21 protein-coding genes are annotated in these 23,716 nt (G+C 54.7%); 10 read left to right on the plus strand and 11 right to left on the minus strand.

The genetic code is table 11. The features are described from left to right. Nucleotides 1-28: 28 nt before the first annotated feature. Nucleotides 29-1,513, minus strand: a complete 1,485-nt coding sequence (locus J0A66_RS16665) for a methyl-accepting chemotaxis protein (RefSeq protein ID WP_338143910.1) — start codon at nt 1,511-1,513, stop codon at nt 29-31. On the opposite strand from J0A66_RS16665, the gene J0A66_RS23730 reads away from it, so the two are divergent. Beyond that, nucleotides 1,424-1,612 carry a hypothetical protein gene (locus tag J0A66_RS23730; protein ID WP_338143906.1) on the plus strand — a complete coding sequence of 63 codons (189 nt, stop codon included), beginning with the start codon at nt 1,424-1,426 and terminating at the stop codon, nt 1,610-1,612. The genes J0A66_RS16665 and J0A66_RS23730 overlap by 90 nt on opposite strands. Nucleotides 1,613-1,749: 137 nt before the next feature. On the opposite strand, the gene J0A66_RS16670 is transcribed toward J0A66_RS23730, so the two are convergent. Beyond that, on the minus strand, nt 1,750-3,981 hold the full coding sequence (locus J0A66_RS16670) for a TonB-dependent receptor (protein WP_206574983.1): 2,232 nt from the start codon (nt 3,979-3,981) through the stop codon (nt 1,750-1,752). 322 nt (nt 3,982-4,303) lie between these two features. Between J0A66_RS16670 and J0A66_RS16675 the strand changes: the two genes are divergently transcribed. Next, a complete protein-coding gene (locus tag J0A66_RS16675; protein ID WP_206574984.1) occupies nt 4,304-4,522 on the plus strand; it encodes a DUF2061 domain-containing protein in 219 nt (72 codons plus the stop codon). On the opposite strand, the gene J0A66_RS16680 is transcribed toward J0A66_RS16675, so the two are convergent. Further along, nucleotides 4,511-7,921 (minus strand): hybrid sensor histidine kinase/response regulator, encoded by a 3,411-nt coding sequence (locus tag J0A66_RS16680; protein WP_439098876.1) that lies wholly within the window; start codon nt 7,919-7,921, stop codon nt 4,511-4,513. The two genes, J0A66_RS16675 and J0A66_RS16680, sit on opposite strands and share 12 nt — an antisense overlap. Before the next feature lie 273 nt (nt 7,922-8,194). On the opposite strand from J0A66_RS16680, the gene J0A66_RS16685 reads away from it, so the two are divergent. From J0A66_RS16685 to J0A66_RS16710, 6 genes are all read left to right on the plus strand, one after another. Beyond that, on the plus strand, nt 8,195-8,461 hold the full coding sequence (locus J0A66_RS16685; protein ID WP_206574985.1) for a DUF4212 domain-containing protein: 267 nt from the start codon (nt 8,195-8,197) through the stop codon (nt 8,459-8,461). A 9-nt stretch (nt 8,462-8,470) separates the two neighbouring features. Continuing rightward, nucleotides 8,471-10,174, plus strand: coding sequence for a sodium:solute symporter family protein (locus J0A66_RS16690; RefSeq protein ID WP_206574986.1), 1,704 nt, complete (start codon nt 8,471-8,473; stop codon nt 10,172-10,174). Between the two features lie 111 nt (nt 10,175-10,285). Further along, a complete protein-coding gene (locus J0A66_RS16695; protein ID WP_206574987.1) occupies nt 10,286-12,109 on the plus strand; it encodes a putative nucleotidyltransferase substrate binding domain-containing protein in 1,824 nt (607 codons plus the stop codon). After that, complete coding sequence (locus tag J0A66_RS16700; protein WP_206574988.1) at nt 12,109-12,750, plus strand: 3'-5' exonuclease; 642 nt, start codon at nt 12,109-12,111, stop codon at nt 12,748-12,750. The genes J0A66_RS16695 and J0A66_RS16700 overlap by 1 nt, the downstream gene beginning before the upstream one ends. A 26-nt stretch (nt 12,751-12,776) precedes the next feature. Further along, nucleotides 12,777-13,832, plus strand: coding sequence for a cysteine synthase A (locus J0A66_RS16705; RefSeq protein ID WP_206574989.1), 1,056 nt, complete (start codon nt 12,777-12,779; stop codon nt 13,830-13,832). A 64-nt stretch (nt 13,833-13,896) separates the two neighbouring features. Beyond that, nucleotides 13,897-14,754 carry an aminotransferase class IV gene (locus J0A66_RS16710; RefSeq protein ID WP_206574990.1) on the plus strand — a complete coding sequence of 286 codons (858 nt, stop codon included), beginning with the start codon at nt 13,897-13,899 and terminating at the stop codon, nt 14,752-14,754. 59 nt (nt 14,755-14,813) lie between these two features. Here J0A66_RS16710 and fur read toward each other — a convergent pair whose 3' ends face one another. Continuing rightward, complete coding sequence (gene fur / locus J0A66_RS16715) at nt 14,814-15,233, minus strand: ferric iron uptake transcriptional regulator (RefSeq protein ID WP_206574991.1); 420 nt, start codon at nt 15,231-15,233, stop codon at nt 14,814-14,816. 311 nt (nt 15,234-15,544) lie between these two features. On the opposite strand from fur, the gene J0A66_RS16720 reads away from it, so the two are divergent. Both J0A66_RS16720 and J0A66_RS16725 read left to right on the plus strand, forming a co-directional pair. Further along, entirely contained in the window at nt 15,545-17,566 is a 2,022-nt protein-coding gene (locus J0A66_RS16720) for a methyl-accepting chemotaxis protein (protein WP_206574992.1), read from the plus strand. A 17-nt stretch (nt 17,567-17,583) separates the two neighbouring features. Next, nucleotides 17,584-18,156: a transporter substrate-binding domain-containing protein gene (locus tag J0A66_RS16725; protein WP_206574993.1), complete on the plus strand. Its 573-nt coding sequence runs from the start codon at nt 17,584-17,586 to the stop codon at nt 18,154-18,156. Between the two features lie 51 nt (nt 18,157-18,207). Here the strand turns inward: J0A66_RS16725 and J0A66_RS16730 are convergent, their stop codons facing one another. From J0A66_RS16730 to trpCF, 7 genes are all read right to left on the minus strand, one after another. Next, the gene (locus tag J0A66_RS16730; RefSeq protein ID WP_206574994.1) at nt 18,208-18,726 is read right to left on the minus strand and encodes a superoxide dismutase family protein; all 519 of its coding nucleotides are present in this window, start codon (nt 18,724-18,726) and stop codon (nt 18,208-18,210) included. A 128-nt stretch (nt 18,727-18,854) separates the two neighbouring features. After that, nucleotides 18,855-19,268, minus strand: coding sequence for an alternative ribosome rescue aminoacyl-tRNA hydrolase ArfB (gene arfB, locus J0A66_RS16735; protein WP_206574995.1), 414 nt, complete (start codon nt 19,266-19,268; stop codon nt 18,855-18,857). A gap of 88 nt (nt 19,269-19,356) precedes the next feature. Next, complete coding sequence (locus J0A66_RS16740) at nt 19,357-19,656, minus strand: YciI family protein (RefSeq protein ID WP_206574996.1); 300 nt, start codon at nt 19,654-19,656, stop codon at nt 19,357-19,359. A 3-nt stretch (nt 19,657-19,659) separates the two neighbouring features. Next, nucleotides 19,660-20,226: a septation protein A gene (locus J0A66_RS16745; RefSeq protein WP_206574997.1), complete on the minus strand. Its 567-nt coding sequence runs from the start codon at nt 20,224-20,226 to the stop codon at nt 19,660-19,662. A 119-nt stretch (nt 20,227-20,345) separates the two neighbouring features. Continuing rightward, nucleotides 20,346-21,155 (minus strand): tryptophan synthase subunit alpha, encoded by an 810-nt coding sequence (gene trpA / locus J0A66_RS16750; protein WP_338143907.1) that lies wholly within the window; start codon nt 21,153-21,155, stop codon nt 20,346-20,348. Next, complete coding sequence (trpB, locus tag J0A66_RS16755; RefSeq protein WP_206574998.1) at nt 21,148-22,341, minus strand: tryptophan synthase subunit beta; 1,194 nt, start codon at nt 22,339-22,341, stop codon at nt 21,148-21,150. Before trpB ends, trpA begins: the two co-directional genes overlap by 8 nt. Then, nucleotides 22,341-23,714 carry a bifunctional indole-3-glycerol-phosphate synthase TrpC/phosphoribosylanthranilate isomerase TrpF gene (gene trpCF, locus J0A66_RS16760; RefSeq protein ID WP_206574999.1) on the minus strand — a complete coding sequence of 458 codons (1,374 nt, stop codon included), beginning with the start codon at nt 23,712-23,714 and terminating at the stop codon, nt 22,341-22,343. The genes trpB and trpCF overlap by 1 nt, the downstream gene beginning before the upstream one ends. Between the last annotated feature and the right edge of the window lie 2 nt (nt 23,715-23,716).

Here is a 23,716-nt window from a genome sequence, read left to right on the forward strand (position 1 = left end):
GCCTTTTTTATGCTGTCGGACAGCAGGTTTATTCTATGGCGAACCGTTTGATAATCGAACGGACTCCCTGCACCGTTTCACTGAGCGTTGAACTTGCCTTCAATGAAGAGGAAGCCGATTCCCGAGTGTCGGTTGCGCCATCGGCGATGTCAACAACCTGTTGGTTGATGTGCTCGGCCACTGTACTTTGTTCCTCCACTGCAGAGGCCATCTGATCAGTCAGCTCAGCAATGCGCCCGACCACCTCTTTGATACTGGCCAACGACTTGCTGGTCAGCTCGACTTTTTCCAGGCCTTGTTTCGCTGCCATCTCTCCGTCCTGGGACACTTTTACCGCGTTGCCAGCCCTTTTTGTCAGTACCTCGACAATACCATGTATTTTATCTGTGGATTCCCTGGTTTTAGCGGCCAGGGATTTGACTTCGTCGGCCACCACACTGAAGCCTCTGCCTTGTTCGCCTGCCCTTGCAGCTTCGATGGCCGCATTGAGGGCCAGCAGGTTGGTTTGATCGGCAATGCTCGAGATAAGGCTCGCCGCCTGGCCTATCTCATTGGTTGAGTCGGCCAACTCATTAACCGTTCTGGCAATACTGGCAACGGTCTTGTTCAGTTCATCGATGGCATGTTTGGCATCGTCAGCCAGTGTGGCGCCATCCTTGACGCTGATCAGCGCCTGTCTGGCACTTTTTGAGTTGTCTTCCACATTGCCCGCCACCTCCTGGATGGCAGCTGACATCTGATTAATGGCCGAGGCTATTTGCTGGGTAGCGTGGTTCTGCTGATCCACGGCTGAGGAAGTGGATTCTGCCTGTTGATGGGTCTGTGAGGCTATGCTGTCCAGCACCGAAGCCGCGTCCTCGATACGGGTCAGGGCGGTCCGGTTGTGGGCGAGTTCACTGCCGAGGACCAGCTTCGCACGAGCCCGGTTGCCCATATCCGCATAATAGGTTTGTGCAACCAACGCATCGCTGAAGGAGCCGGGGCTGAGATTTACCAAATCCAGCCATTCCCGGCTGGTGCATGAGCCTGTCCACAGGGCTGACAGCAATGTTGCGGCCAGCGCCAGGGAGGCCGCCAGGGGCCCTGTCAGCACCGCCAGCAGGATACTGAGTATCAGCCCCGGCACCAGGCTGGGCAACACCTGGTTTAACTGGTGTCGCAGAGCACTAATCGCCGAGAGGGGCGACTTCCCATTGCGCATTCTCTGGTAGATTTGCGCTGCCCGGAGCTTCTCCTCCCTGGTGGCTGAGACCCGTACTGATTCATAACCGGTGATCCGATCCCCTCCAAAAACCGGGGTGACGAAGGCACTGACCCAGTAATGGTCACCGTTCTTACGACGGTTTTTGACCAGGCCCATCCATACACGGCCACTGGAAATTGTGTTCCACATGGCTTTGAAAACGGCAGGGGGCATATCCGGATGGCGCACCAGATTATGAGGTTTTCCGATCAGTTCTTCTTTGCTGAAACCGCTGACTGCGATAAAGGCACTATTGCAATGGGTGATAATACCCCGGTGGTCGGTACCGGATATCAGACGCTGACTATCGTCAAAGCTTTATTCTTTCTGTGTAACGGGTTGATTGTTTCTCATTTTTTCTCTCCCTGAAGGTTGCGAACAAGCGCAGTGGGTAAGTAAATGCGCTACACCGGTATCCGTCAAGTGAGGGAAAATCAGCGGGGTTGACGTCGCCATAAAAAACGCCCCGGGTGGGGCGTTTTAGAGTCGGTTTCAGGTAGCAGCGCTTAGTAGAAGTTGGCGCGGAACTCTATGCCGACAATGCGGGGGTCATTGACAAAAACAGTGTTGTTGTTGAAGTCGATGGCGCCTTTGATATTGTTTTCATTGGTGATATTGCGACTGAACAGGGCAACGGTGTAGTCATGGCTGAAGTTTTCGTAGCCGATGCGCAGGCCCCCCTCGAAGTTGCCTGAGGTTTGGAACTCGGCGGATTCGTATAGGAACAGGTTGGTGTCACCCTGGTAGGCCCAGTCAGTGAAGACGAAGAACTCCCCGTCATCCCCCCATTCGGTCGCATAACGTGCGGTGAAATTGAAGATATCTTCAGGGGCTTGCGGGAAGGGGTTGCCGTTGATCAGGGCCAGGCCGTCTTCCATCGGATCCAGTACGGTGCACTGACCCGAACCACATGGGGCCACAGTCAGATCCTGGTCCTTCAGTTCAGTGTGGGTATAGCTGTAACCGGCCGTCACGGTCAGATTGTCATTGACCAGATATTCCAGATCCACTTCAAAGCCCTTGCCCACGCCCAGATCGGCATTGATCAACTGGTTGCCCTGGGTGGCACCACCGATGGCGGAGAGCTGAATGTCATCAATCTCATAGTAGAACACGGCAGCATTCAGGCGCAGGGTGTCATCCGCCAGATCTGACTTGAATCCAAACTCAATGGAGTCGATAGTCTCGGCTTCGGCTACAGAGGGGGGAGCTTCGAAGGCCACGTCACGACCCTGGATAGTCTGGGCGCGGAAGCCGCGGGCAATCCGCGCAAACAGGCTGGAGTCCCCGGTAATATTGTAGTTGGCCGCCAGTTCCCAGCTGATCTGGCCGTCATCGACATTGATGTCTTCATAGTCCTGGATCTGTGCCGCACCAATAACCAACGCGAAGCCATCCACATTCTGGGCGCCGACGCGGAAGTCTTTCTCGTCATAGGTGTAACGGATACCACCGGTAACGGTCAGTTTTTCGGTCACATCGTAGGATGACTGACCGAATACCGCCCAAGTATTGTTGTCATGATAGACAGTGGTAGCGCCGAAAAAGCCATCGATACTGGTGACGCCGAAGGACGAGTCAAAATAGAAGGCACCAAACTGCCAGTCATAGCCTTCAGTACCTGTGCTGGTAAAGCGGATTTCCTGGGTGAACTGCTCCAGATCATCCAACTGGTCCTCTGTAACCGCATCGAAGGGGATAAAGCCCGGCCCAACGCCTGCAACCCCACCGTCGATATCGCCTTTACCGCGGCCCTCGGCAGTTTCCAATGCAGTAATGGAGGTCAGGGTAAAGCCGTCAAAGTCGAAGTCCAGTTTCAGTGACGCACCACTGCCCTGGTATTCCTGCGGGTTATTGTCGCCCTGGTTATAGAATACCTTGTCACGAACATAATATTCATTCAGCTTGTTGCTGCCCGCGGATACGCCATTGGCGCGGAAAATAGAGGATGTTCCTTCCAGATCCCGGGCATGCACATTTAAAAGGGCGCTGAAATCGCCGGTGTCATACAAAAATTGCAGACGGGCAGCGTTCTCATGGTGACCGCCCATCACGTCATTTTCATCCGTGTAGGCGTTATCTATCCAGTCGCTGCGGTTCTGCGAGATAAAAGAAAAACGGAAGGACAGATCGTCTGTGATGCCGTTGCCAATCGCTCCTTCGATATTCTTGGTACCATAAGTGCCGACGGCGCCTTCCACAAAAGCATCGAAGTCCTGGCGAGGCTTGGTGGTATCAAACTTGATGATACCTGCCGTTGTGTTACGGCCAAACAGGGTGCCCTGGGGACCCCGGATCACTTCCACCCGTTCCACATCAAACAAAGGAAAACTTTTAAGAATCACGTTTTCCATCACCACGTCGTCCATCACGATGGAGACCGGCTGGGAGGCTGCCAGATCGAAGTCACTGTTACCCAGGCCGCGAATATAGAAGCGCGGGGCGATGCGACCGTTCGAGGATTCGGCATACAGACCGGGAACCCTGTTAGCCAGCGCCAGCACGTCATCACCGGCGGAGAACATATTCTCGAACCGCTCGCCACTTAGGGCGGCGATGGAAATGGGCACTTCCTGAATGCTTTGAGTGCGCTTTTGCGCCGTTACCGTAATCTGCTCCAGCACCTGCGCTTCTTTTTTCTTTGGCTCGGTGTCCTGTTGTTCCTGGGCAAAAGTGAACTGTGCGAACAGGGCGGCATGTACGCCCAGTGCAATAGAGGCTTTCTTCAATGTTTTCATTATCTGTACCAGTTGATGTGCCTAGTGTGTGTCGATCGCGGATTATGTAGGTAACCTGTTATTTTTCAGACAAAAATAACAGGCTGAAAGATTATCCGGCGATTCGGAGGGACATTTTAGCAAGCAGTGGCAAAAAAATAAGGTTTCAATTGTAAATAACCTTCATTTCAGGCCGTTTATCGCAGGGAAGTTGAGCTATGAGATTGTCACAGTGGAATTTTAATCATAAATATAGATTGTGTTGGTTGCTTTTAATCATTTCTAACTCAGTATTTCTGTGGCTAAGCTGGTCCCACAGATTGTTGATTAAGCGGTGATACAGATGATTAAGACGTTTACCTTTGCCCTGCTGCATTTCAGTATTGCCTTCACTATTACCTATCTGTTGACCGGAGATATGCTGATCGGTGGACTGGTGGCCTTGGTGGAGCCCTCTGTTAATACGCTGGCCTTCTATTTTCATGAGAAAATCTGGATGCAGCTGGAGCAAAGGGGCAGCCAAGATAAAATGATCGACCGCTCCCCGGCCTTACCCTTTTAGTCTGCTCTGATTGTGCTCCAGCCAGGCTCTCAGAGCTGCCGGTTTGATGGGTTTGGATAAAAAACTGACGCCGATGCTCTGAGCCCTGATTTTGAGGCTCTCATTCCTGTCGGCCGTTACCAGTAAGGCAGGCAGGGGCATCTGCCACTGGTTTCGAAGCTGCTCGATTAACTCCAGACCATCGATGTACTCGTCATCAAGCTGGTAGTCCACAATCAGCATATCCGGTGCCTGGTGCTGCTTCGCGTAGTCCAGGGCCTTGTCTACCTTGTCCAGATACCGCCCCTGGCAGCCCCATTTATCCAGCAGGCTTTGCAGGGCGTCCAGGTTGACCGGGTTGTCATCCACGCACAACAGCCGGATATGACTAAACTGGCCGCTACCTATGTCATTAGCGTGTGATCTTTGCAGGAACTGATCATTGCCCAGCGGCACTGTCACACAAAAAGCGCTTCCCCTGCCAGGCTCTGACTCAAGCTGGATGGGATGGTGCAACTGTTCACTCATTTTCTTCACTACCGATAAGCCCAGCCCCACCCCTTTGATTTCTCCGCGGTGAGCCCGGTAGAAGTCTGAAAATATCAGTTTCTGCTCTGTTTCTGAGATGCCGAAGCCCGTATCCAGCACCTGAATCCGGATGTGTTGGCCACGGCGGCGGAAACCCACCAGCACTTTACCCCCGGGGCTGTATTTGATGGCGTTGGAAATCAGGTTTTGCAGGATACGCCGCAGGTAGGTCGGATCGCTGTAAACCACAGCACGGCAGGGACGAATTCGCAGGTGCACATTATTGATTTGTGCCTGCAAACGAAACTCCTGCTCAAGGGGCTGGATGATCTCAGCCAGGGAAATATGCGAGAGAGTGGGAGACAGGGCACCCTGTTCCAGTTTGGCGATCTCCAGCAGAGTGGATATTAATTGCTCACTGGAGGTCAGTGAGGTGCCAAGCTTGTCGATGATGTGCCGGTTCTGGTCGCTTAGGCTGTCCTCGTCCAGCGATGACAGATACAGGCGCGCAGCATTGAGCGGCTGGAGGATATCGTGGCTGGCCAGGGCCAGGAAACGGGTCTTTGACTGGTTGGCTTGCTCGGCCAGTTGCTTGGCGCGCTTCAGTTCTTCATTGATTTCACGAATTTGCCGCGTGCGATGATCGATGCGCTTTTCCAAATCTATGTTGGCTTCTTCCAGAGCCTGCTGGATTTCCACGTGTTCGGTGATATCAGTGAAGCTGGTAACAAAGCCGCCGCTGGGCAGCGGGTTGCCATTCATCTCAATGACCCTGCCATCGGAGCGACGACGAATGAAACGGTGGGGAGAGCCTTGTTGCATGTGTTCGATGCGCTTTCTGACCAGATCTTCCACTTCGCCCGGCCCGCATTCGCCGCGTACGGCATTGAAGCGCACCAGGTTTTCAACGGGCTGGCCGATTTCCACCATGCCGGCCGGGTAGTTGAACAAATCCAGATAAGCCTTGTTCCAGGCCACCAGTTTCAGATCCTTATCCACTACACTGATCCCCTGTGACAGGTTTTCAATACTGGAAAACAGGATGGCCTGATTGGTCTTGAGGGCTTCGGTGGTGTCTTCGAAAAAGGTGAATACCTCCTCCACATCCATCTGCTGGCCTGACACCAGCACCTTGACCAGAGCCCGTGCTGAACTCCCCCCCAGCACGCCCGCCAGGCTGCGTTCACAGAACTGAATAAAGTCGTCGGTGGGTACTCCGTTGGCATCCAGCACCACCTGATAGTCGCGGCTGTACCTCCTGAACAATTGTCCTGTATGCTCGGCGCCGATAAAGGTATTGAGCAACTCCTGCAGATCGATAATACGGATCTTGCTTTTGGCCGTGATACGGCTTCTTGCCGGCGGCGTGGCATGGGGCGTGACAAATGCACTGGCCTGCATGCGCTCGAGCAGGCTGTGTCCGGCGCTCAGGGAAAACAACAAATAGCCTGCCAGGTTGGCCAGCCAGCTGATCACTACGCCTTGGGTAATAATGCTGATACTGTCTGTCCCGGGTTGTTCCATGACAGGTATCATCACAAACGTCACCCAGCAACTCAGCCCCAGGGCCAAGCCGGCCAGTACGCCGCTGGCATGGCCCTGCCGCCAGTAGAGCCCACCCAGAATGGCCGGCATAAGCTGAACGACCAGGGAAAAGGCCAGCAGCCCGATACTGGACAGTGCCGTGCTTTGGGCCCAGCCGTTGAAATACCCATAGGCCATTAACAGGATAAGCAGAATCACCAGGCGGCGGATATGCAGGAGTTTCTGTTTGTAGTTCTTATCCTTCAGCCAGCGCTGCGGTTGATAGCGCAGTAACAAAGGCATTACCACATCATTGGTCAGCATGGTCGACAGGGCCAGGCTGGAGACCACTATCATGGCAGTGGCAGCCGAAATACCACCGAGAAAAATCAACAGACTGAGAAGGCTCTGCTGCTGGGAGAGGGGAAGTTGCATCAGGTAAGTATCCTGATCCACACCACTGCCGGTAAACAGCAGGTTACCGGCCATGGATACCGGAATGATGGCTACTGCGGTAAGCAGCAGATACAGGGGAAAGAGCCAGCGCGCCATGGCCAGATGCGCAGGCTTGTGGTTGTCCACGATCATGACATGAAACTGGCGTGGAAGGCAGAAGATGGCGGCGGCGGCCATGGCCGCCTGCACGATAAAGTCGAAAACTGAGCCCTGCCAGTCCTGCCACTGACTGAGCTGGCTGGCAACCGGCGGCAAAGACGGTGCTGGACTAACCAGCAGGCTGTATGCAAATAAGGCTGCACAGCACAACCCAAATAACTTAACCAGAGACTCGGCGGCGATAGCCAGCATCAGACCGGAACGGTACTGGGTGATATCCGCATGGCGGGTGCCGAAAATGACGGCAAAGATTGCCATGATCAGCGTGGCAGCCAGGGCTTTATAGTTGGTGCCGGAACCGACTTCCAGACTGGCAAACACCGCAAAGCTGGCGTCCACTGCTTTGAGTTGCAAAGCGATATAGGGCACGGTGGCGACTGTCATCAACAGGGTGACAATCACGGCAATGCTTCGCCGCTTGCCATATCGGGAGGAGATAAAGTCGGACACCGAGGTGATATTCTGCCGTTTACTCACATCCAGCATCTTGCGCAGCAGGGGATAACCAAACAGGAACAGCAGAATCGGACCGAGCAGAATCGGCAGGTACTGCCACTGGGACTTGGCGGCCTGGCCAACAGCGCCATAATAAGTCCAGGAGGTACAGTATATCCCCAGGGCCAGCCCGTAAATCACGGGATGCCGGGCCAGCCTATTGGCTCTGGAACCGGCCTTATCGCCACGCTGGGCCAGCCAGAACAACAGCCCCACATAACACAGTGCGGCGAGGATCCAGAAAAACGTCATGGTCATCAGCTCTCAGCGTTTCGTTTTTGCCGTTACTTTAGCATGGGGGAGACGGCTCTGACCCGCCTATTCGACCAAGGTATCAGCTCTGCAGGGGTATCATTCCGGTAAAGAGCTGACACCGTTGGCTCCCTGTACGACCATGGTCGCATTTTCCTTATTTCCCAGACTGCTAGATTTGTTATCGAAATGTCAAAAATCCGTTAATCTCGGTGGTCCTCAGGACCTGGGCAGGGGCCGAAGGGCCTGTCTGCGAAGTGTAATCATCAGGAGGCGCTTATGGCGTTCGAAAACCCTCAACAGGCCACCGCCTACTGGCGCGAGAATATCGCGCTGGTGCTTAAGTTGCTGGCGGTCTGGTTTATCGTGTCCTTCGGCTGCGGCATATTGTTTGCCGATGCTCTCAACCAGATCCCGCTGTTTGGCTTCAAACTGGGTTTCTGGTTTGCCCAGCAGGGATCCATTTATGTGTTTGTAGTTTTGATCTTTGTCTACTCCAGGCTCATGGCCAGGTTGGACGCCAAGTACAACGTGCATGAAGACTAGGAGCAGAGCATGGATATTCAAACTTTAACCTTTTTGATTGTCGGCGCTTCCTTTGTGCTTTACATCGGCATTGCCATCTGGTCCAGGGCGGGGTCAACCAGTGATTTCTATGTGGCCGGCGGCGGTGTCCACCCCGTGGCCAACGGTATGGCCACCGCGGCCGACTGGATGTCGGCGGCTTCGTTTATCTCCATGGCCGGTCTAATTTCATTTATGGGCTACGATGGTGCCGTATACCTGATGGGATGGACCGGAGGTTATGTGCTGCTGGCCCTGTGCCTGGCGCCTTATCTGCGCAAGTTCGGCAAGTTTACCGTGCCGGACTTTGTCGGTGACAGGTATTACTCGCAGCTGGCCAGAACGGTGGCGGTGATCTGCGCAATTTTTGTCTGCTTTACCTATGTGGCTGGACAGATGCGCGGCGTGGGTGTGGTCTTCAGTCGCTTCCTGGAAGTGGATATCACCACAGGTGTGGTCATCGGCATGTGTATCGTCTTTTTCTATACAGTGCTTGGAGGTATGAAAGGCATCACCTATACCCAGGTTGCCCAGTACTGCGTATTGATCTTTGCCTATCTGGTACCTGCCGTCTTTATTTCCATGCTGATGACAGGCAATGTACTGCCCCAGGTGGGATTTGGCAGCACCCTGACAGGCACTGAGACCTACCTGCTGGATAAATTGGACGGGTTGTCCACGGAGCTCGGCTTTGCCGAATATACCTCGGGTACCAAGAGTACCATCGATGTGTTCTGTATCACCGCCGCCCTGATGGTGGGAACCGCCGGACTGCCCCACGTCATAGTGCGTTTCTTTACCGTGCCCAAGGTACGGGATGCGCGTAAATCGGCCGGTTGGGCGCTGCTGTTTATTGCCATTCTCTACACAACAGCACCTGCTATCGCTTCTTTTGCACGGGTCAATATGATCAATACCATTAATGGCGAGCAGATGCAGGGTACCGAGTATGCCCAGGCACCCGACTGGATCAAGAACTGGGAACGCACGGGTCTTATCAGTTGGCAGGACAAGAATGATGACGGCAAGATGTTCTACTCCGGCGATGAACGCAATGAGATGCAAATCGATCGGGACATCATGGTGCTGGCCAACCCCGAAATTGCCAATCTGCCGGGCTGGGTCATCGCCCTGGTGGCGGCCGGTGGTATAGCTGCAGCCCTGTCCACCTCTGCCGGACTGCTGCTGGTTATCTCCACCTCTGTGTCCCATGATCTGCTCAAACGCAACCTGATGCCGGATATCACCGACAAGAAGGAGCTCTTCTACGCCAGGTTGGCGGCCGGAGTAGCCATTGTGATCGCCGGATACTTCGGGGTTAATCCGCCCGGTTTCGTGGCTCAGGTCGTCGCCTTCGCCTTCGGACTGGCAGCGTCCTCATTCTTCCCGGCTATTATTATGGGGATTTTCTATAAGAAGATGAACAAGGAGGGAGCCATTGCCGGGATGCTCAGCGGTATTACCTTTACTGCAGCCTATATCATCTACTTCAAGTTCATTAATCCGGCTGCTAATGTGCCTGCCAACTGGTGGTTTGGTATTTCACCTGAAGGCATAGGTACGCTTGGCATGCTGTTGAACTTCGGGGTGGCGCTGCTGGTGAACCGTTTCACCGCCGAGGTGCCCCAGGATGTACAGGAGATGGTCGAAAGTATTCGGTTTCCCAAAGGATCCGGGGCTGCCAAAGCTCATTAGGAAACAGAGTAAATAAAACATCTGTGGCCAGGACTCCCCTGGCCATTTTTTTTGTCCTATATTGGCTGCAGGGAGGGTGCATGTATCCCGTCCCTGCAATTAAGGATAGCTATGACGGATTCTGTACTGGATTTTCTGCACCGCTGTGCCCCTTTCGATCAGTTATCCGGCGAGTTGCTGGAATATTGTCGCCAGCACCTGGTACTGAGCTACCTGTGCAAAGACAACGTCGAACAAATCATGCCCCGTGACAAGCCCCAACTATATCTGGTCAAACAGGGGGTATTTGATCTGCTGGACAGTAACAACCAACTGATTGAAAGACTGGAGCGGGGCGACTTATTTGGCTATCCGTCATTACTGACAAAACGTCCCATCACCAACCGGCTTAATGTGATTGAGGACGGACTGGTTTATACCCTGTCACAGCCAGCGTTTGACCGTCTGTGCCAGCAGGACAAATCTTTCGCTGGTTATTTTTCCCATGCCCTGGGTGACCGCCTGTTAACGGAATCCCGCAGCCGGGTCGGTCATGACTGGACGCAAATGCCGGTGACCGACATCCTTGAGCGCCCCCTGATCAGCGTGGCACCCGATTGCAGCATGGCTGAAGCGGCAGAGACCATGACGGCAGAAAAGATCTCCTGTGTGCTGGTCAGCGAACAGAAGGAATTGCTTGGCATTGTTACCGACAGGGATATCCGTAGCCGGGTCGTGGCAGGCCGTCAGTCCTTTGAGCTGCCGATCCGGCAGTTTATGACGTCACCGGTGATTAGCGTGGACTGGCAGGCGCCTTTGTTTGACGTGATGCAACGTATGACCAGCCACAATGTGCACCATGTGGCGGTATTGCGGGAGGGTAATCCTGTCGGCGTGATCACTGCCTCGGATTTGATGCGCCAGCAACGAAGTGAACCGCTGTTTCTGGTTAATCAGATACGCAAGGCCAGCCAAGTCGAACAATTATATGCCATTGCCGAGTCGGTGCCCGGTCATCTGCACCAGTTTGCCAACCGTGTGGTGGATGTGCACCTGGTGGGTGAGTTGCTGGCCAGCTTTACTGATGCCTTTAATGTTCAGTTGATCACACTCTATCTCAAAGAGAATGGACCGGCTCCGGGCCCATTCGTCTGGTTGGCATTTGGCTCCCAGGCCAGGCGGGACCAGGCCATGGGCTCGGATCAGGACAACGGACTGCTACTGAGCGACCAGACAGAGGATCAGGATCTGGACTGGTTCGCCGGCCTGGCTGAGTTTGTTTGTCAGGGAATGGCGCGCTGCGGCCTGCGGCTCTGTACTGGCAATATCATGGCGACCAATCCTCAGCTACGTCTGTCCCTTAACGGCTGGCTGAAGAACTTTGCTCGTTGGATCGACGAACCTCACAAAGATGCGCTGTTACGCACCAACATCTTTTTCGACCACAGGCGGGTATTTGGCGACAGACGCCTGTATGAGGGCTTTGCCAATCAGGTATCCAGAATGGCCGGCAATCAGATTTTCCTGGCCAATCTGGCCGCCAATGCAGCAGATCAGCCTGTGCCCATTGGTCTGTTCAATCGTTTTCGCACGCAGCGAATCGGGGTTAATGAGCAGGTACTGGATATCAAGAAAAACGGCATAGCTATCCTCAACGATATAGTGCGGGTTCACGCCCTGGCGGCGCAGCTCCCCTTTGCCAGCACACCCCAGCGCCTGCGCACCCTTGGCGAGAACAAAGGCATGAGTGTCAGGGACAGCGAAGACCTGCTGGCGGCCTGGCGTTTTCTGGTGCAATTACGCCTGCAGCATCAACTGGACGGACAGGTGAGCGATAATTTGATTAACCCGGATAGTCTGGACTCGTTGACCCGGCGCCAGCTCAAGGCCGCTTTTCGGCTGCTCAAGGATGCCCAGGAGGGACTGGCAATGAAGTTTTCCCGCGGTGCATTCTGATGTGGTCCACTTTGTTGCGAATGACCGGCGTTCAGCAGGATTTTCGCGACTGGCGGGAATACCGTTATCTGGCTATTGATCTTGAGCTCTCCAGCCTGGATCCAACTGTGGGAGAAATTCTCTCAACGGCCTGGGTGCCGCTCAGTCCGCCTGTCATTGATGTGGCCAACAGCCGGGAGTTTGTGGTTAAAAGCTGCGGCTCCCTGGGCCAGAGTCCGGTGATCCATGGTCTCACCCGTGCACATCTGAACAACGGGGACCAGCTCTTTGATGTGTTGACGCTGCTTTGGCAGGAAACCCGGCAGCATCCCCATACTGTCTGGTTGTTTCATCATGCTGGGCTGGATCTGTCCTTTATCCGCGAGGCCTGTCAGACGATGGGCATTGACTGGCAGCCACCGCCTGTAGTCGATACCCTGATGCTGGAGAAGCGACTCTTACAGAAACGCCATCAACCCCTGGAAACAGTCGGCCTGAGCCTGCAGCAGTGCCGGGCCCGTTACGGCCTGGCGCCGTTTCCGGCCCACCGGGCCCTGGAGGATGCCATCGCCACTGCTGAGTTGTTTCTGGCTCATTGCTACCGTAATCTGGGCAGCAAACGCCAGCCGCTGGATGTTATCGCCAATAAAGGCGCAGACTGAAACTGCACGGTTAAAAGGGGGACCCCATGATCAATGTCCGACATCAGGCCGAACTGATTGGCAAGACGGATTTACTGCGCATCCACTCACTGTCTGAACTGACAGGATGCAATATCTGGCTTAAATGTGAGTTCCAGAATCCAGGCGGCTCCATCAAGGACCGTGCAGCCCTGCAGATGGTCAGGGACGCCATGGCCCGCGGCGAACTTAAGTCCGGCATGACCATAGTCGAAGGCACGGCCGGCAATACAGGTATAGGACTGGCGTTGGTGGCCAAGTCGTTCGGTATGCAGATGATGGCGGTGATGCCCAATGATCAGGCCAGGGAGAAGGAGCGCGTACTGGAACTTTACGGGGCGAAGCTGATGACGGTGGATCCCTGTCCCTTCAGCAACCCCAATCATTTTTATCATCGGGCCAGACATCTGGCCGAACAGCATAAGGACCACTGGTGGGCCAATCAGTTTGAGAATCCCAGCAACTTTCGAGCGCATTACCTGAACACCGGGCCGGAAATCTGGCAGCAGTTGTCAGGCAGAGTCGATATTCTGGTAGCCTCCGCCGGCACTGGCGGAACTATTGCCGGTACCTCAAGTTACCTGAAAGAGCAAAATCCAGAAGTGCAGGTATGGCTGGTGGATCCGGATGGCTCGGGCCTCTACAGCTATCTTAAAACCGGTGAATTCAGCGGCCATGGCAGCTCCATGACAGAGGGGATCGGCATCATGCGGCTGGTGGAAAATTTCCGCAGAGCAAGGGTGGACAGGGCTGTCAATCTGCCGGATCTGGATATCCTCACTCTGTCCCGGCATGTCAGGCACAAGGACGGCATAGTGCTGGGCAGCAGCTCGGCGTTGAATGTGGCCGGCGCCTTGTGTGCGGCCATACAGACGGGCCCGGGCAAGGACATTGTTACCTTCGCCTGCGATCTGGGTGAACGTTCGGCGTCCAAACTCTACAGCCCAGAGTACCTGCAACAGCGCGGTCTGCTCGATTATCCCAGAGATGTCAGCCAACTGATGAAGAAGTATGCCACCGACCAGTGGCGGGATAAAATTGTCCATTGTGCTGAGGGGGGATGATGGCAGCGGCCGGCCCAACTGCGCTATGATGACGCGCCGATAAACCACCAGAGGAACGCCGCAGATGAATATGATCTACCTGAACGGGCAATTTATGCCGATAGAACAGGCGCGAATTTCTCCCATGGATCGCGGTTTTTTGTTTGGTGATGGTATCTACGAAGTCATTCCTTCCTACCAGGGCAGAATGGTCGGCTTTGCTCTGCATATGGCCAGGCTCAAGCAGGGCCTGGCCGCTCTGGAAATCCGCCTGGATATGGATACCGCCAGGTGGCAGGGCATTATTGAGCAATTGCTGGACGCCAATGGCAAGGGCAACCTGGGAATTTACCTGCATGTCAGCCGGGGTATGGAAACCCGCCGGGCCCATGCTTATCCGGACAATCTTGAACCGACAGTCTTTGCCTTTACCTTTGAAATCCCCACAGAACCGGTGGCCGATGCGAGCAAGACCCCCGTTTTCCGGGTGGTGTCTGAGCAGGACAAACGCTGGAAGCGCTGCAACATCAAATCCACTGCGTTGCTGGGAAATATCATGCACTACCGCACAGGCCAGAAGCGCCAGATGAACGAAGTGCTGCTGTTCAATGAAGCCAACGAACTGACCGAGGCCGCCTCCTGTAACGTGTTTGTCGTTACACAGGGCAGGATTGCCACACCGCCCCTGGATCATCAACTATTACCAGGCATCACCCGGCATATGCTGTTGGATATACTGCGCCAGTACAGCGAATTGCCTGTAGATGAGCGAATTATCAGCATGGATGAGGTCAGGTCGGCGGATGAAATCTGGCTGACCAGTTCCAGCAAGGAAGTGGCACCGGTGGTAGAGCTGGACGGCAAACCTGTGGGGCAGGGCAAAACCGGTCCCATCTGGCAACAGGCCCAGGCCCTGTTTTCCGCCCATAAGTACGAATATTGATAGCAAAGAGCAAAAAAGCTGCCATTGGCAGCTTTTTTATTACCCTAAGTCAGAGGCAGCTACTCATCTTCACAGCGGGGCTGGCACACGCCATACAGGTACAGGCTGTGGTGAGTCAGTGACATCTTATTCTTCTTCGCCACTTCCATCTGGCGTTTTTCAATAATATCGTCTTCGAATTCCACCACCTTCCCGCATTTGAGGCAGACCAGATGATCATGGTGTTTTTTCTGGCCGATTTCGAAGACTGACTTGCCGCCCTCGAAATGATGCCGGTCCAGTAAGCCTGCGTCGTCAAACTGGTTGAGAACCCGGTAAACCGTGGCCAGACCGATTTCCTCTCCCTGTTCCAGCAAGATCTTATACACGTCTTCGGCACTGATATGCTGATTCTTGGGATCCTGCAGTATTTCCAGAATCTTGATTCGGGGCAGGGTCACTTTCAGGCCGGCCCGCTTAAGTTCTTGGTTCTGATCCATGCAACAAGGTTTCATTAGGTAAAAGATGGACTCATTATAGGGAACTGCACCCGGATGAAAAGCGATTCAGTCGGAAGACACAGATATTTATTCAGGGAGCCGACTCAGCGCGCCGGGTCAGATACATTTTGATACAGTTACAAATATATTGTTATCATGTCGTTAATCGTCTGGTTTGACCAGATGGGTCTATAGCGGCCATTGCTGCGGTGACGGCAAACCAAAGTCGAGAAGCCTGATAAACTGGGCTATAAGACTAGAATCAACATAATCCAGAAGAGAGTAAATCTCCATTTATCAGGTAGTTATCCATGCGTATAACGGTTGTCGGAAAGATCATCGCAGGCTTTGTCCTGTTTGGACTACTGCTGTTGTTTACCAATGTGCTGTCGTACTGGGGGCTGGCGGATATCCGTGAGTCGGCAGAGCAAGTGGTTCAGGAGAAAATGCCCATCCAGTCGCAGATGTTGGGGGTGCAAACCCGGATACTCACGATGGCCAAGGTCTCTCTGCAAGGTTATTACATGCAAAAGGCCGATACGCTGCAGGCCAACCGGGAAGTCTTTTCCCAGTTGGCTGAGCAGTTCAATCAAGAATTGAACAGTCTGACAGAGCAACAATTAAACCGGCAGGATGCGGCCCTGCTCGATAGTGCCGTCGAAGCATCGACTATCTATCTGCAACAGACCGGCCAGATGTACGACAAACGACTGCAATTGCTGAGGTTGCAGACTCAGATTAATGAGGTGTTCAGCCAGGCCCAGTATACCGGGGGGGATGCCGGCGCCAACCTTCTTGACATGTCCTACCTGGACGGGGCAGAGGACGATCCCCGGCTGGCGCCGGTGGTGGGAGCCGGAGCGCGAATCGACAACATTATCGTGACCCTGCTCAATGCCAGCAAGGAATATATCGCCACCGCAGATGCGGACCTCAGTGCCACCATCAAGGAAAATCTGCTGCTGACATTGGGGGACTTGAATAACAACGTGACCTTTATCCGCCGGATTGCCGACGGGGTGGAAACAGATGGTCTGATGGAGGCCTTCAACGAGCAGTTTGAGGTATTTGTCAGACAATACCAGGGCAAGGAAGGACTTATCGAACTACAGGAGCAAAGACTGACCCTGCTGGCCCAGTCCGCCCAGCACATGGAGCAGGCAGAGGCGTCAGTGGAACTGGCCAGGGCTCGTCTGGCAGATTTGTTTGATCAGATCAATAGCGACACGCTGCAGGGCCAGAACGCCATTCTCGAAGCAGTACAGAGCAATATTCTCAAGAGTGTGCTGATTATGCTGTTGGCCATGGGGCTGGTGGTGGTGATAGGTTTTGTGGCTGCACGCAGCATTTCCAAGCCTTTGGATAAAATCCGCGCCAGCCTGGCTGTTATCAGTCAGGGGGATCTGACCCATAAGGCGGATGCCCACGGAGAAGATGAGTTCGCCTCCCTGGCCCGTAACGTCAATCAGCTCAGCGACAGCCTGCATCAGGTGGTCTCGCAGATCATCCAGCAGGAGACCTTACTGGAGGAGGCTATCGAAGGCAGTGAAAAACTCAGCCAAAATACCCTGCAGTTGGTCGATCAGCAGACCAGTCAGGTGCGCAATACGGCCGAACATACGGATCAGGTGCGTCAGACCAGCCGCAGCAATCTGGAGCAGATCCAGCAGAGCATGCAACGCCTGGCCGAGGTAACCCAGCAGACAGGCAAAGCCGGCAAACTGGTGGGAGAATCACGCCGCCAGATCCAGTCTCAGGCAGAGCAGGCCTCCCAGTCAGCAGACATCATTGCCAGGCTGGACAACAACAGCAAAAGCATCGGCGGAATTCTGGATGTAATCAAGACCATTGCCGAGCAGACCAATCTGCTGGCACTGAACGCAGCCATCGAAGCGGCGCGGGCTGGAGAGCAGGGGCGGGGCTTTGCCGTGGTGGCCGATGAAGTGCGAACCCTGGCAAACCGGACGCAGAATTCCACCGAGGAAATCGAACAGATGATCGCGAGCCTGCAGGCGGATGCCAAACAGGCGGTCAGTGCCATAGACACGGGGCAAAAGCAGGCGGAGAGCAGTGTTAATCTGATTGAACAGGTGAACACGCAAATCCAGGGGATCCAGGAGATCGTCCAGGGGCTGGATGCCATCAACCGACAGATTGTACAGGATACCGGATATCAGGATGAACTTCTGCAGACGGTGGCCGCCAGCCTGGAGAGAATAGTCGAGCTGGCCGAGCAGAGCGCCGATTCAACCCGTCAGTCCAGCGGCGCCATTTCGCAGGTGGGTGAGTTGATGACGCAACTAAATAAGGCGGTATCTCGCTTTACCCTGTAAAGGAAGGGATGCTGAAGATGAAGACCGCTTTGAGATTCCACCTATGCTGGCTGATATTTTGCTGGCCGGCTCTGGCCAGCGAAGCCAACAGCCTGGCTATGGGCGTCGACCGTTACCCTCCGCTGCAGGTCATCCTGCCCAATGGCAAGGTGACAGGGGAAAACGTGGTGGTGACCAGGGCCTTGGCAGATCGGCTGGGACTGACCTTAAGCTTTACCGGCGATATACCTTCTAACCGATGTCTGCAATGGCTCAAAGAAGGGAGCGTGGACATTATGACCGGGCTGCTGGATTCAGGCGAGCAGCGGAAGCATTCCCATCTGGCCAAAGGCCGGGTAGATGCAGTGCGTTGTACGCGCAACTACGGGGAGTTTATTGTAAATCAGCATCCCCAGTACCAACAGAATCTGCCAATGGCCCAGTACTCAGTCAGTGCCGTTACGCCGGTGTATGTCGGCCTTTCAAAAAACTCCCGGTTTACGAAGCGGGCGGACGACATTGCCCGCACCGCAGCCAGCATGCTTGAAGACGGCACCTTTACCCGTCTGATCATGGAGTTTCAGCAGCGTTTTCCCCAGTATTATCCTTAACGGCCAAGACAGGGCTTCAACGGATAAAGTCTGTGCGTGCCAGGTTTGCAGTCAGGAATGCTTAATCACTCCACAGGCGACTCTGGGACCGCCGCCGCCCAGGGGTTCGGGCTCGTCGGCATAATTATCGCCGCCCTGATGGATCATCAGGCTTTGCTCGTCAAGCTCCGTCAGGCTCAGCCTGGGGGCCAGGACAGGATGACTGGCAACGCCATCTTTACTGACATACAGGGCAGGCAGATCCCCCCGGTGGTTATCTGCTGTCCAGGGGTAACCATGATGGCCCGTGTCCTCTGGATCATAATGGCTACCCGCCGCTCCACCTGGAACCTTTTCTCCATCCTTCATCTTATCGCCACAGTCCGGATTCTGGTGGACATGAAAGCCATGCAATCCAGGTGTCAGCCCGACCAGGTTAGGCGTAAAGACTGTCCCATATTCGGTATAGGTAATTTCAATTGTGCCCAGGCTTTTTCCTGACTTCACATCTTTCATTTCCACAACGGCCGCATGGGCCAGCAACTGACTGGAAAAGCAACAGGTCAGGGCAACAGAGAGTAGTTTTTTCATTGGACGCTCCTTTTCGGTTGAAAAATCCTGTTCTGTTAAGTCTAGACGAACCTGCTGGTACCATTTAGTGCGGTGTAAAGAAAAGGATACGAAGGACTACTGCCGCACCAACACCGGTGCGATTGGCATTAAACGTCGACCTTGCCGCGCAAGGCTTTCTTGGCACCGGCCTGTTTCTTCTTGTCCACCCGTTTGCGTTGTGAGGCTTTGGTGGGTTTGGTGGCGCGTCTGGCTTTTTGGGTCTTGCCGGCGTCCTGGATGATCGCTACCAGACGATCCAGGGCATCCTGGCGGTTCTGTTCCTGGGTACGATAAGACTGAGCCTTGAGGACTAGCACCCCCTCGCTGCTGATGCGGTTGTCGGACAGTTTTAACAAACGATGTTTATAAAAGTCCGGCAGGGAGGAAGCGCGGATATCGAAACGCAGATGAATGGCACTGGCCACTTTATTGACATTCTGGCCACCGCTGCCCTGGGCACGGATGGCCGTCAGTTCCACTTCATCTTCGCTGATGGCGACGTTGCGGCTGATTATCAACATTATCTGGTGTTTGCCACAGAGTCACAGAGGATGCAGAGATTTTCCTCTTTGCTGCTCATGTGCACTCTGTTCCCCCGGGGAGGCAAATTCAAGGCAGGACTTTTTTATAGGGTTTGACCAGGCTGCTGGCATAGACCCCCGCGGTGACATAGGGATCGGCTTCTGCCCATGCCCTGGCCTCCTCCAGGCTGCTGAACTCGGCCACCACCAGCGAACCGGTAAAGCCGGCCTCACCGGGATCTTCCGAGTCCACCGCCGGACAGGGGCCGGCTATCAGCAGGCGGCCCTCATCCTTCAATAGCTGCAACCTGGCCAGGTGGTCGGGTCGGACCTGCTTGCGCAAGGGCAGGCTGTTGTCCACATCCTCAGAATAAATCATGTACCACATGGGTTACCCCTGTTTCTCGTCATTGGTACCGCTTTGTTGCTTCTGTTCCTCGGGCATAAAGCGATACACATAAATGATGGTCAATACTGTAAAGAGCAGCGTGGCACCCGTCATGCCAAATACCTTGAAATTGACCCAGATATCCTGGCTGAAGCTGTAGGCCACGTAAAGATTAGCTGCCGCACTGGCGAGGAAAAAGGCTGCCCAGGCCAGATTCAGCCTTTTCCAGATAGGTTCCGGCAGTTCCATGGCGCTGCCCAGCAGCCCTTTTAGCGCTGGCTTGTTCATGGCCTGGGTGACCAGCAGAACCGCGGCAAAGATGAGGTAGACGAGGGAGGGTTTCCACATGATGAAGAGTTCATCCTGCAGGGCAATGGTCAGTCCGCCAAACACCAGAATCATCAGAAAGAACACCCATTGCTTTTTGGGAATACTGCGGGTCTGCAGGTAGGTCACCAGCATCTGCACTGCAGTGGCGAGCATCAGGGCGCCAGTGGCCCAGAATATTCCCTGGAACTTATAAACCAGAAAAAAGACCAGCAGGGGCAGAAACTCCATTAAAAAATTCATAGACGGGGAATACCTCAGTTTGTCCGATAGCAGAATAGTACCGATTTTTGACCTCACAAGACAGGTCGAGTTCGTTGCCAATTGTGACCGGGACAAAGAGTTGTCCCGGCTCATTGGCTTCAACTGTAAACAGTAGCCGACTTCATGCCGGCGACAAATTCTGCCAGACGGGTCAGCATCATCGGTTTGTCGTGCAGGTGCTGTTCAATGATCTTGACCGTGGCAGAACCGGCAATGGCGCCTGCCGCACCGGCCTGGATGGCGGATTTGACCTGCTCGGGTTTGGAAATACCAAAACCCAGGATGGGGGGCGCCGCGCCGACGGCTTTTAGCCGGTCAATCAGTTCGCCTGCAGGCATGCTGGCAGCGGTTTCGGTACCCGTGACTCCGGCCCGGCCCAGCAGATAGGTATAGCCACTGGAAAACTCTCCGATACTGGCCATGGTCTGTTCACTGGCATTAGGCGGGGCAATCAGGATCTGGTGCATGCCGTGATCCCTGGCGGCCTGCCTGAAAGGAGCAGACTCGCGGATCGGCACATCGGCAACCAGAATGGAGTCGACGCCGGCTTTGGCGGCCTGGCGGTAGAATTTGTCTATCCCCGGCGACAAGACCAGATTGCTGTACAGCAGCAGACCGATGGGAATATCGGGGTGACGATCCCGGACCCGGGTGAGGAGGGCAAAGCAATCTCGGGGGCGAACCTGATTGTCAAGGGCACGAATCGCGGCTTTTTGTATGGTCGGGCCATCTGCAATGGGGTCGGAAAAGGGAATACCCAATTCCAGTGCATCGGCGCCGCCGGTGATAAGCGCCTCGATAATCTCCAGGCTGTCTTCCAGACTGGGATCGCCGATCATCACAAAGGGCACAAATGCGCCTTGTCCCGACTCCCTGAGGCGTTCAAACATTGCTTGATATCTATCCACGCTGGGTTTCTCCATTCAGAATCTGGTGTACATGGGTCAGATCTTTGTCGCCCCGTCCTGATAAATTGACCACGATCAGCATTTGCTCCTCTGCACCGTCTGCCATATTCAGGGCATGCGCCAGGGCATGGGAAGACTCCAGAGCCGGAATAATTCCTTCCTTGCGGGCCAGTAGCTGAAAGGCATTCAGGGCCTCTTCATCGGTCACCGACTCATAGGTGGCCCGGCCTATGTCATGGAGGTAGGCGTGCTGAGGCCCAACGGCCGGATAATCCAGTCCCGCCGACACCGAATAGGACTCTTCAATCTGGCCGTCCTGAGTTTGCATGATATAGCTATAGGCCCCGTGCAATATGCCCTTGGTGCCCTTGGCAATGGCTGCGCCATGCTCATGGGTATGCAGCCCCTTGCCCGCCGGCTCCACACCAATCAGTTGTACGGAGGGCTCGTCGATAAAATCGGCAAACATACCGATGGCATTGGATCCCCCGCCCACACAGGCCACCACCGCATCGGGCAGACGACCTTCTTTTTCCAGAATCTGTTGTTTGGTTTCCTCACCGATCATGCGGTGGAATTCGCGCACTATGGTGGGGAAGGGGTGCGGACCGGCGGCTGTACCCAGCAGATAGTGCGCTTTGTCGTAACTGGCTGACCAGTCGCGGAGGGCTTCATTAACTGCATCTTTAAGGGTGCCGGAGCCGGCATTGACCGGAATCACCTCAGCGCCCATCAGGCGCATGCGAAATACATTGGGCGCCTGACGCTCGACGTCCTTGGCACCCATGTAGATACGGGCCTTGAGGCCAAGCAGAGCACAGGCCAGGGCGGTGGCCACCCCATGCTGGCCGGCACCGGTTTCGGCAATCACTTCGGTCTTGCCCATGCGTTTGGTCAGCAGAGCCTGACCCAGCACCTGATTGGTCTTGTGGGCACCGCCGTGCAACAGATCCTCGCGCTTCAGGTACAGGGTCACTTTGGGGTTGCTGACCAGATTACGGGTTTTGGTCAGGGGAGTGGGCCGGCCTGCATAATCTTTGAGCAGGCCGATAAACTCCTGCTGAAAGCTTTCATCCTGCTGGGCATCCATAAAGGCCTGCTCCAACTGGTCAAGGGCGGGAATAAGCAGTTCGGGCACATACATGCCGCCATACTCGCCAAACTTGGTCGGTAAATGTTTGCTCATCAGTAGTCTCTTAATTGGGAAAATAATAAGGTGATCTTGTCGCTGTCCTTGATCCCGGGCGCACTTTCTACCCCCGAATTCACGTCCAGCACTGCCGCGCCGGTGGCCGCCGCCTGATGGATATTATCGGGTGACAAGCCGCCGGCCAGCACCAGTCGGGATTTGTCCTCAAGCGTCTGGAGCAACTGCCAGTCAAAAGCCTGGCCCGTGCCGCCGAAATGCCCGCCCACCTGGCAATCCAACAGATAACGGTCCACCAGGGGATTATCCAGCACCGGCAGACTGTTAATTACTCCCCGTGCCTGCCAAAGCTCACAGCCATCAGGCAAACGGGGTTTGAGCGTGGCAAGGTAAAGGTCGTCCTCCTGACCATGCAGTTGCACGGCAGAAAGTTTCAGGATCGCAGCGGTCTTGGCCACTTCATCTACAGGGGCATCCACAAACACGCCCACATAGTTAAACGGAACACTTCTCACCAGCTCTCTAGCCTGGGCCAGGCCGATGTATCGGGGTGACTTTGGCGCGAATATCAGCCCCGCATAGCTGGCCCCCGCCTGCCTGGCAGCCTGCACGTCCTGTGGTCGGGTCAGGCCACAAATCTTGACCTGCCCCAGCACCAGTTGACTGACCGCCAGTGCCAGATCCTGCTGCGCCATTAATGAACTGCCGACCAGGAAGCCGTCTGCCAGGGGGGCCAGTCTCAGTACATCCTGATGGGTATAAATACCGGACTCGGAGATTATCAGTGCGTCTTCTGGCAGCAGGGGCGCCAGACGTTCAGTGGCCGACAGGTCTGTGCTCAGATCCCGCAGATTGCGGTTGTTGATGCCGATGATCCGGGCCCCAAGTTGGCAGGCTCGCCGGGCTTCGGGTTCATTGGAGACCTCGGTGAGGATATCCAGGTGATAATGATTGGCCAGTTCAGCCAGTTGATGGTACTCGTTGTCATTCAATACTGACAGCATCAGCAAAATCGCGTCGGCCTCGTACAGACGGGCCAGATGAACCTGATAAGGATCGATAAAGAAATCCTTGTTCAGAACCGGTTGGCTGACCCTGCTTGTCACGTGGCGCAAATAGTCATAGCTGCCCTGGAAATATTTCTCATCGGTCAACACTGAGATGGCGGCCGCATGGGGGGTATAGGCATCCAGTATTTCATCCAAATCAAAATGTTCACGAATCAGTCCTTTGCTGGGAGAGGCTTTCTTGCACTCGAAGATAAAGCCGGCTCGCTGCTGGGACAATGCATCAAACAGGCTTTTTCGCGACGGGGTGAGTGTGTCAATGAAGCTCTCCAGCGGCAAACTCTGCTTGCGGGTTTTGAGTTCTTCGCGCTTATCCGCGACAATTTTCTCCAACACATTAGCCATCA

The organism is Bowmanella dokdonensis (genome assembly GCF_017254865.1).
GTDB classification, from domain to species: domain Bacteria; phylum Pseudomonadota; class Gammaproteobacteria; order Enterobacterales; family Alteromonadaceae; genus Bowmanella; species Bowmanella dokdonensis.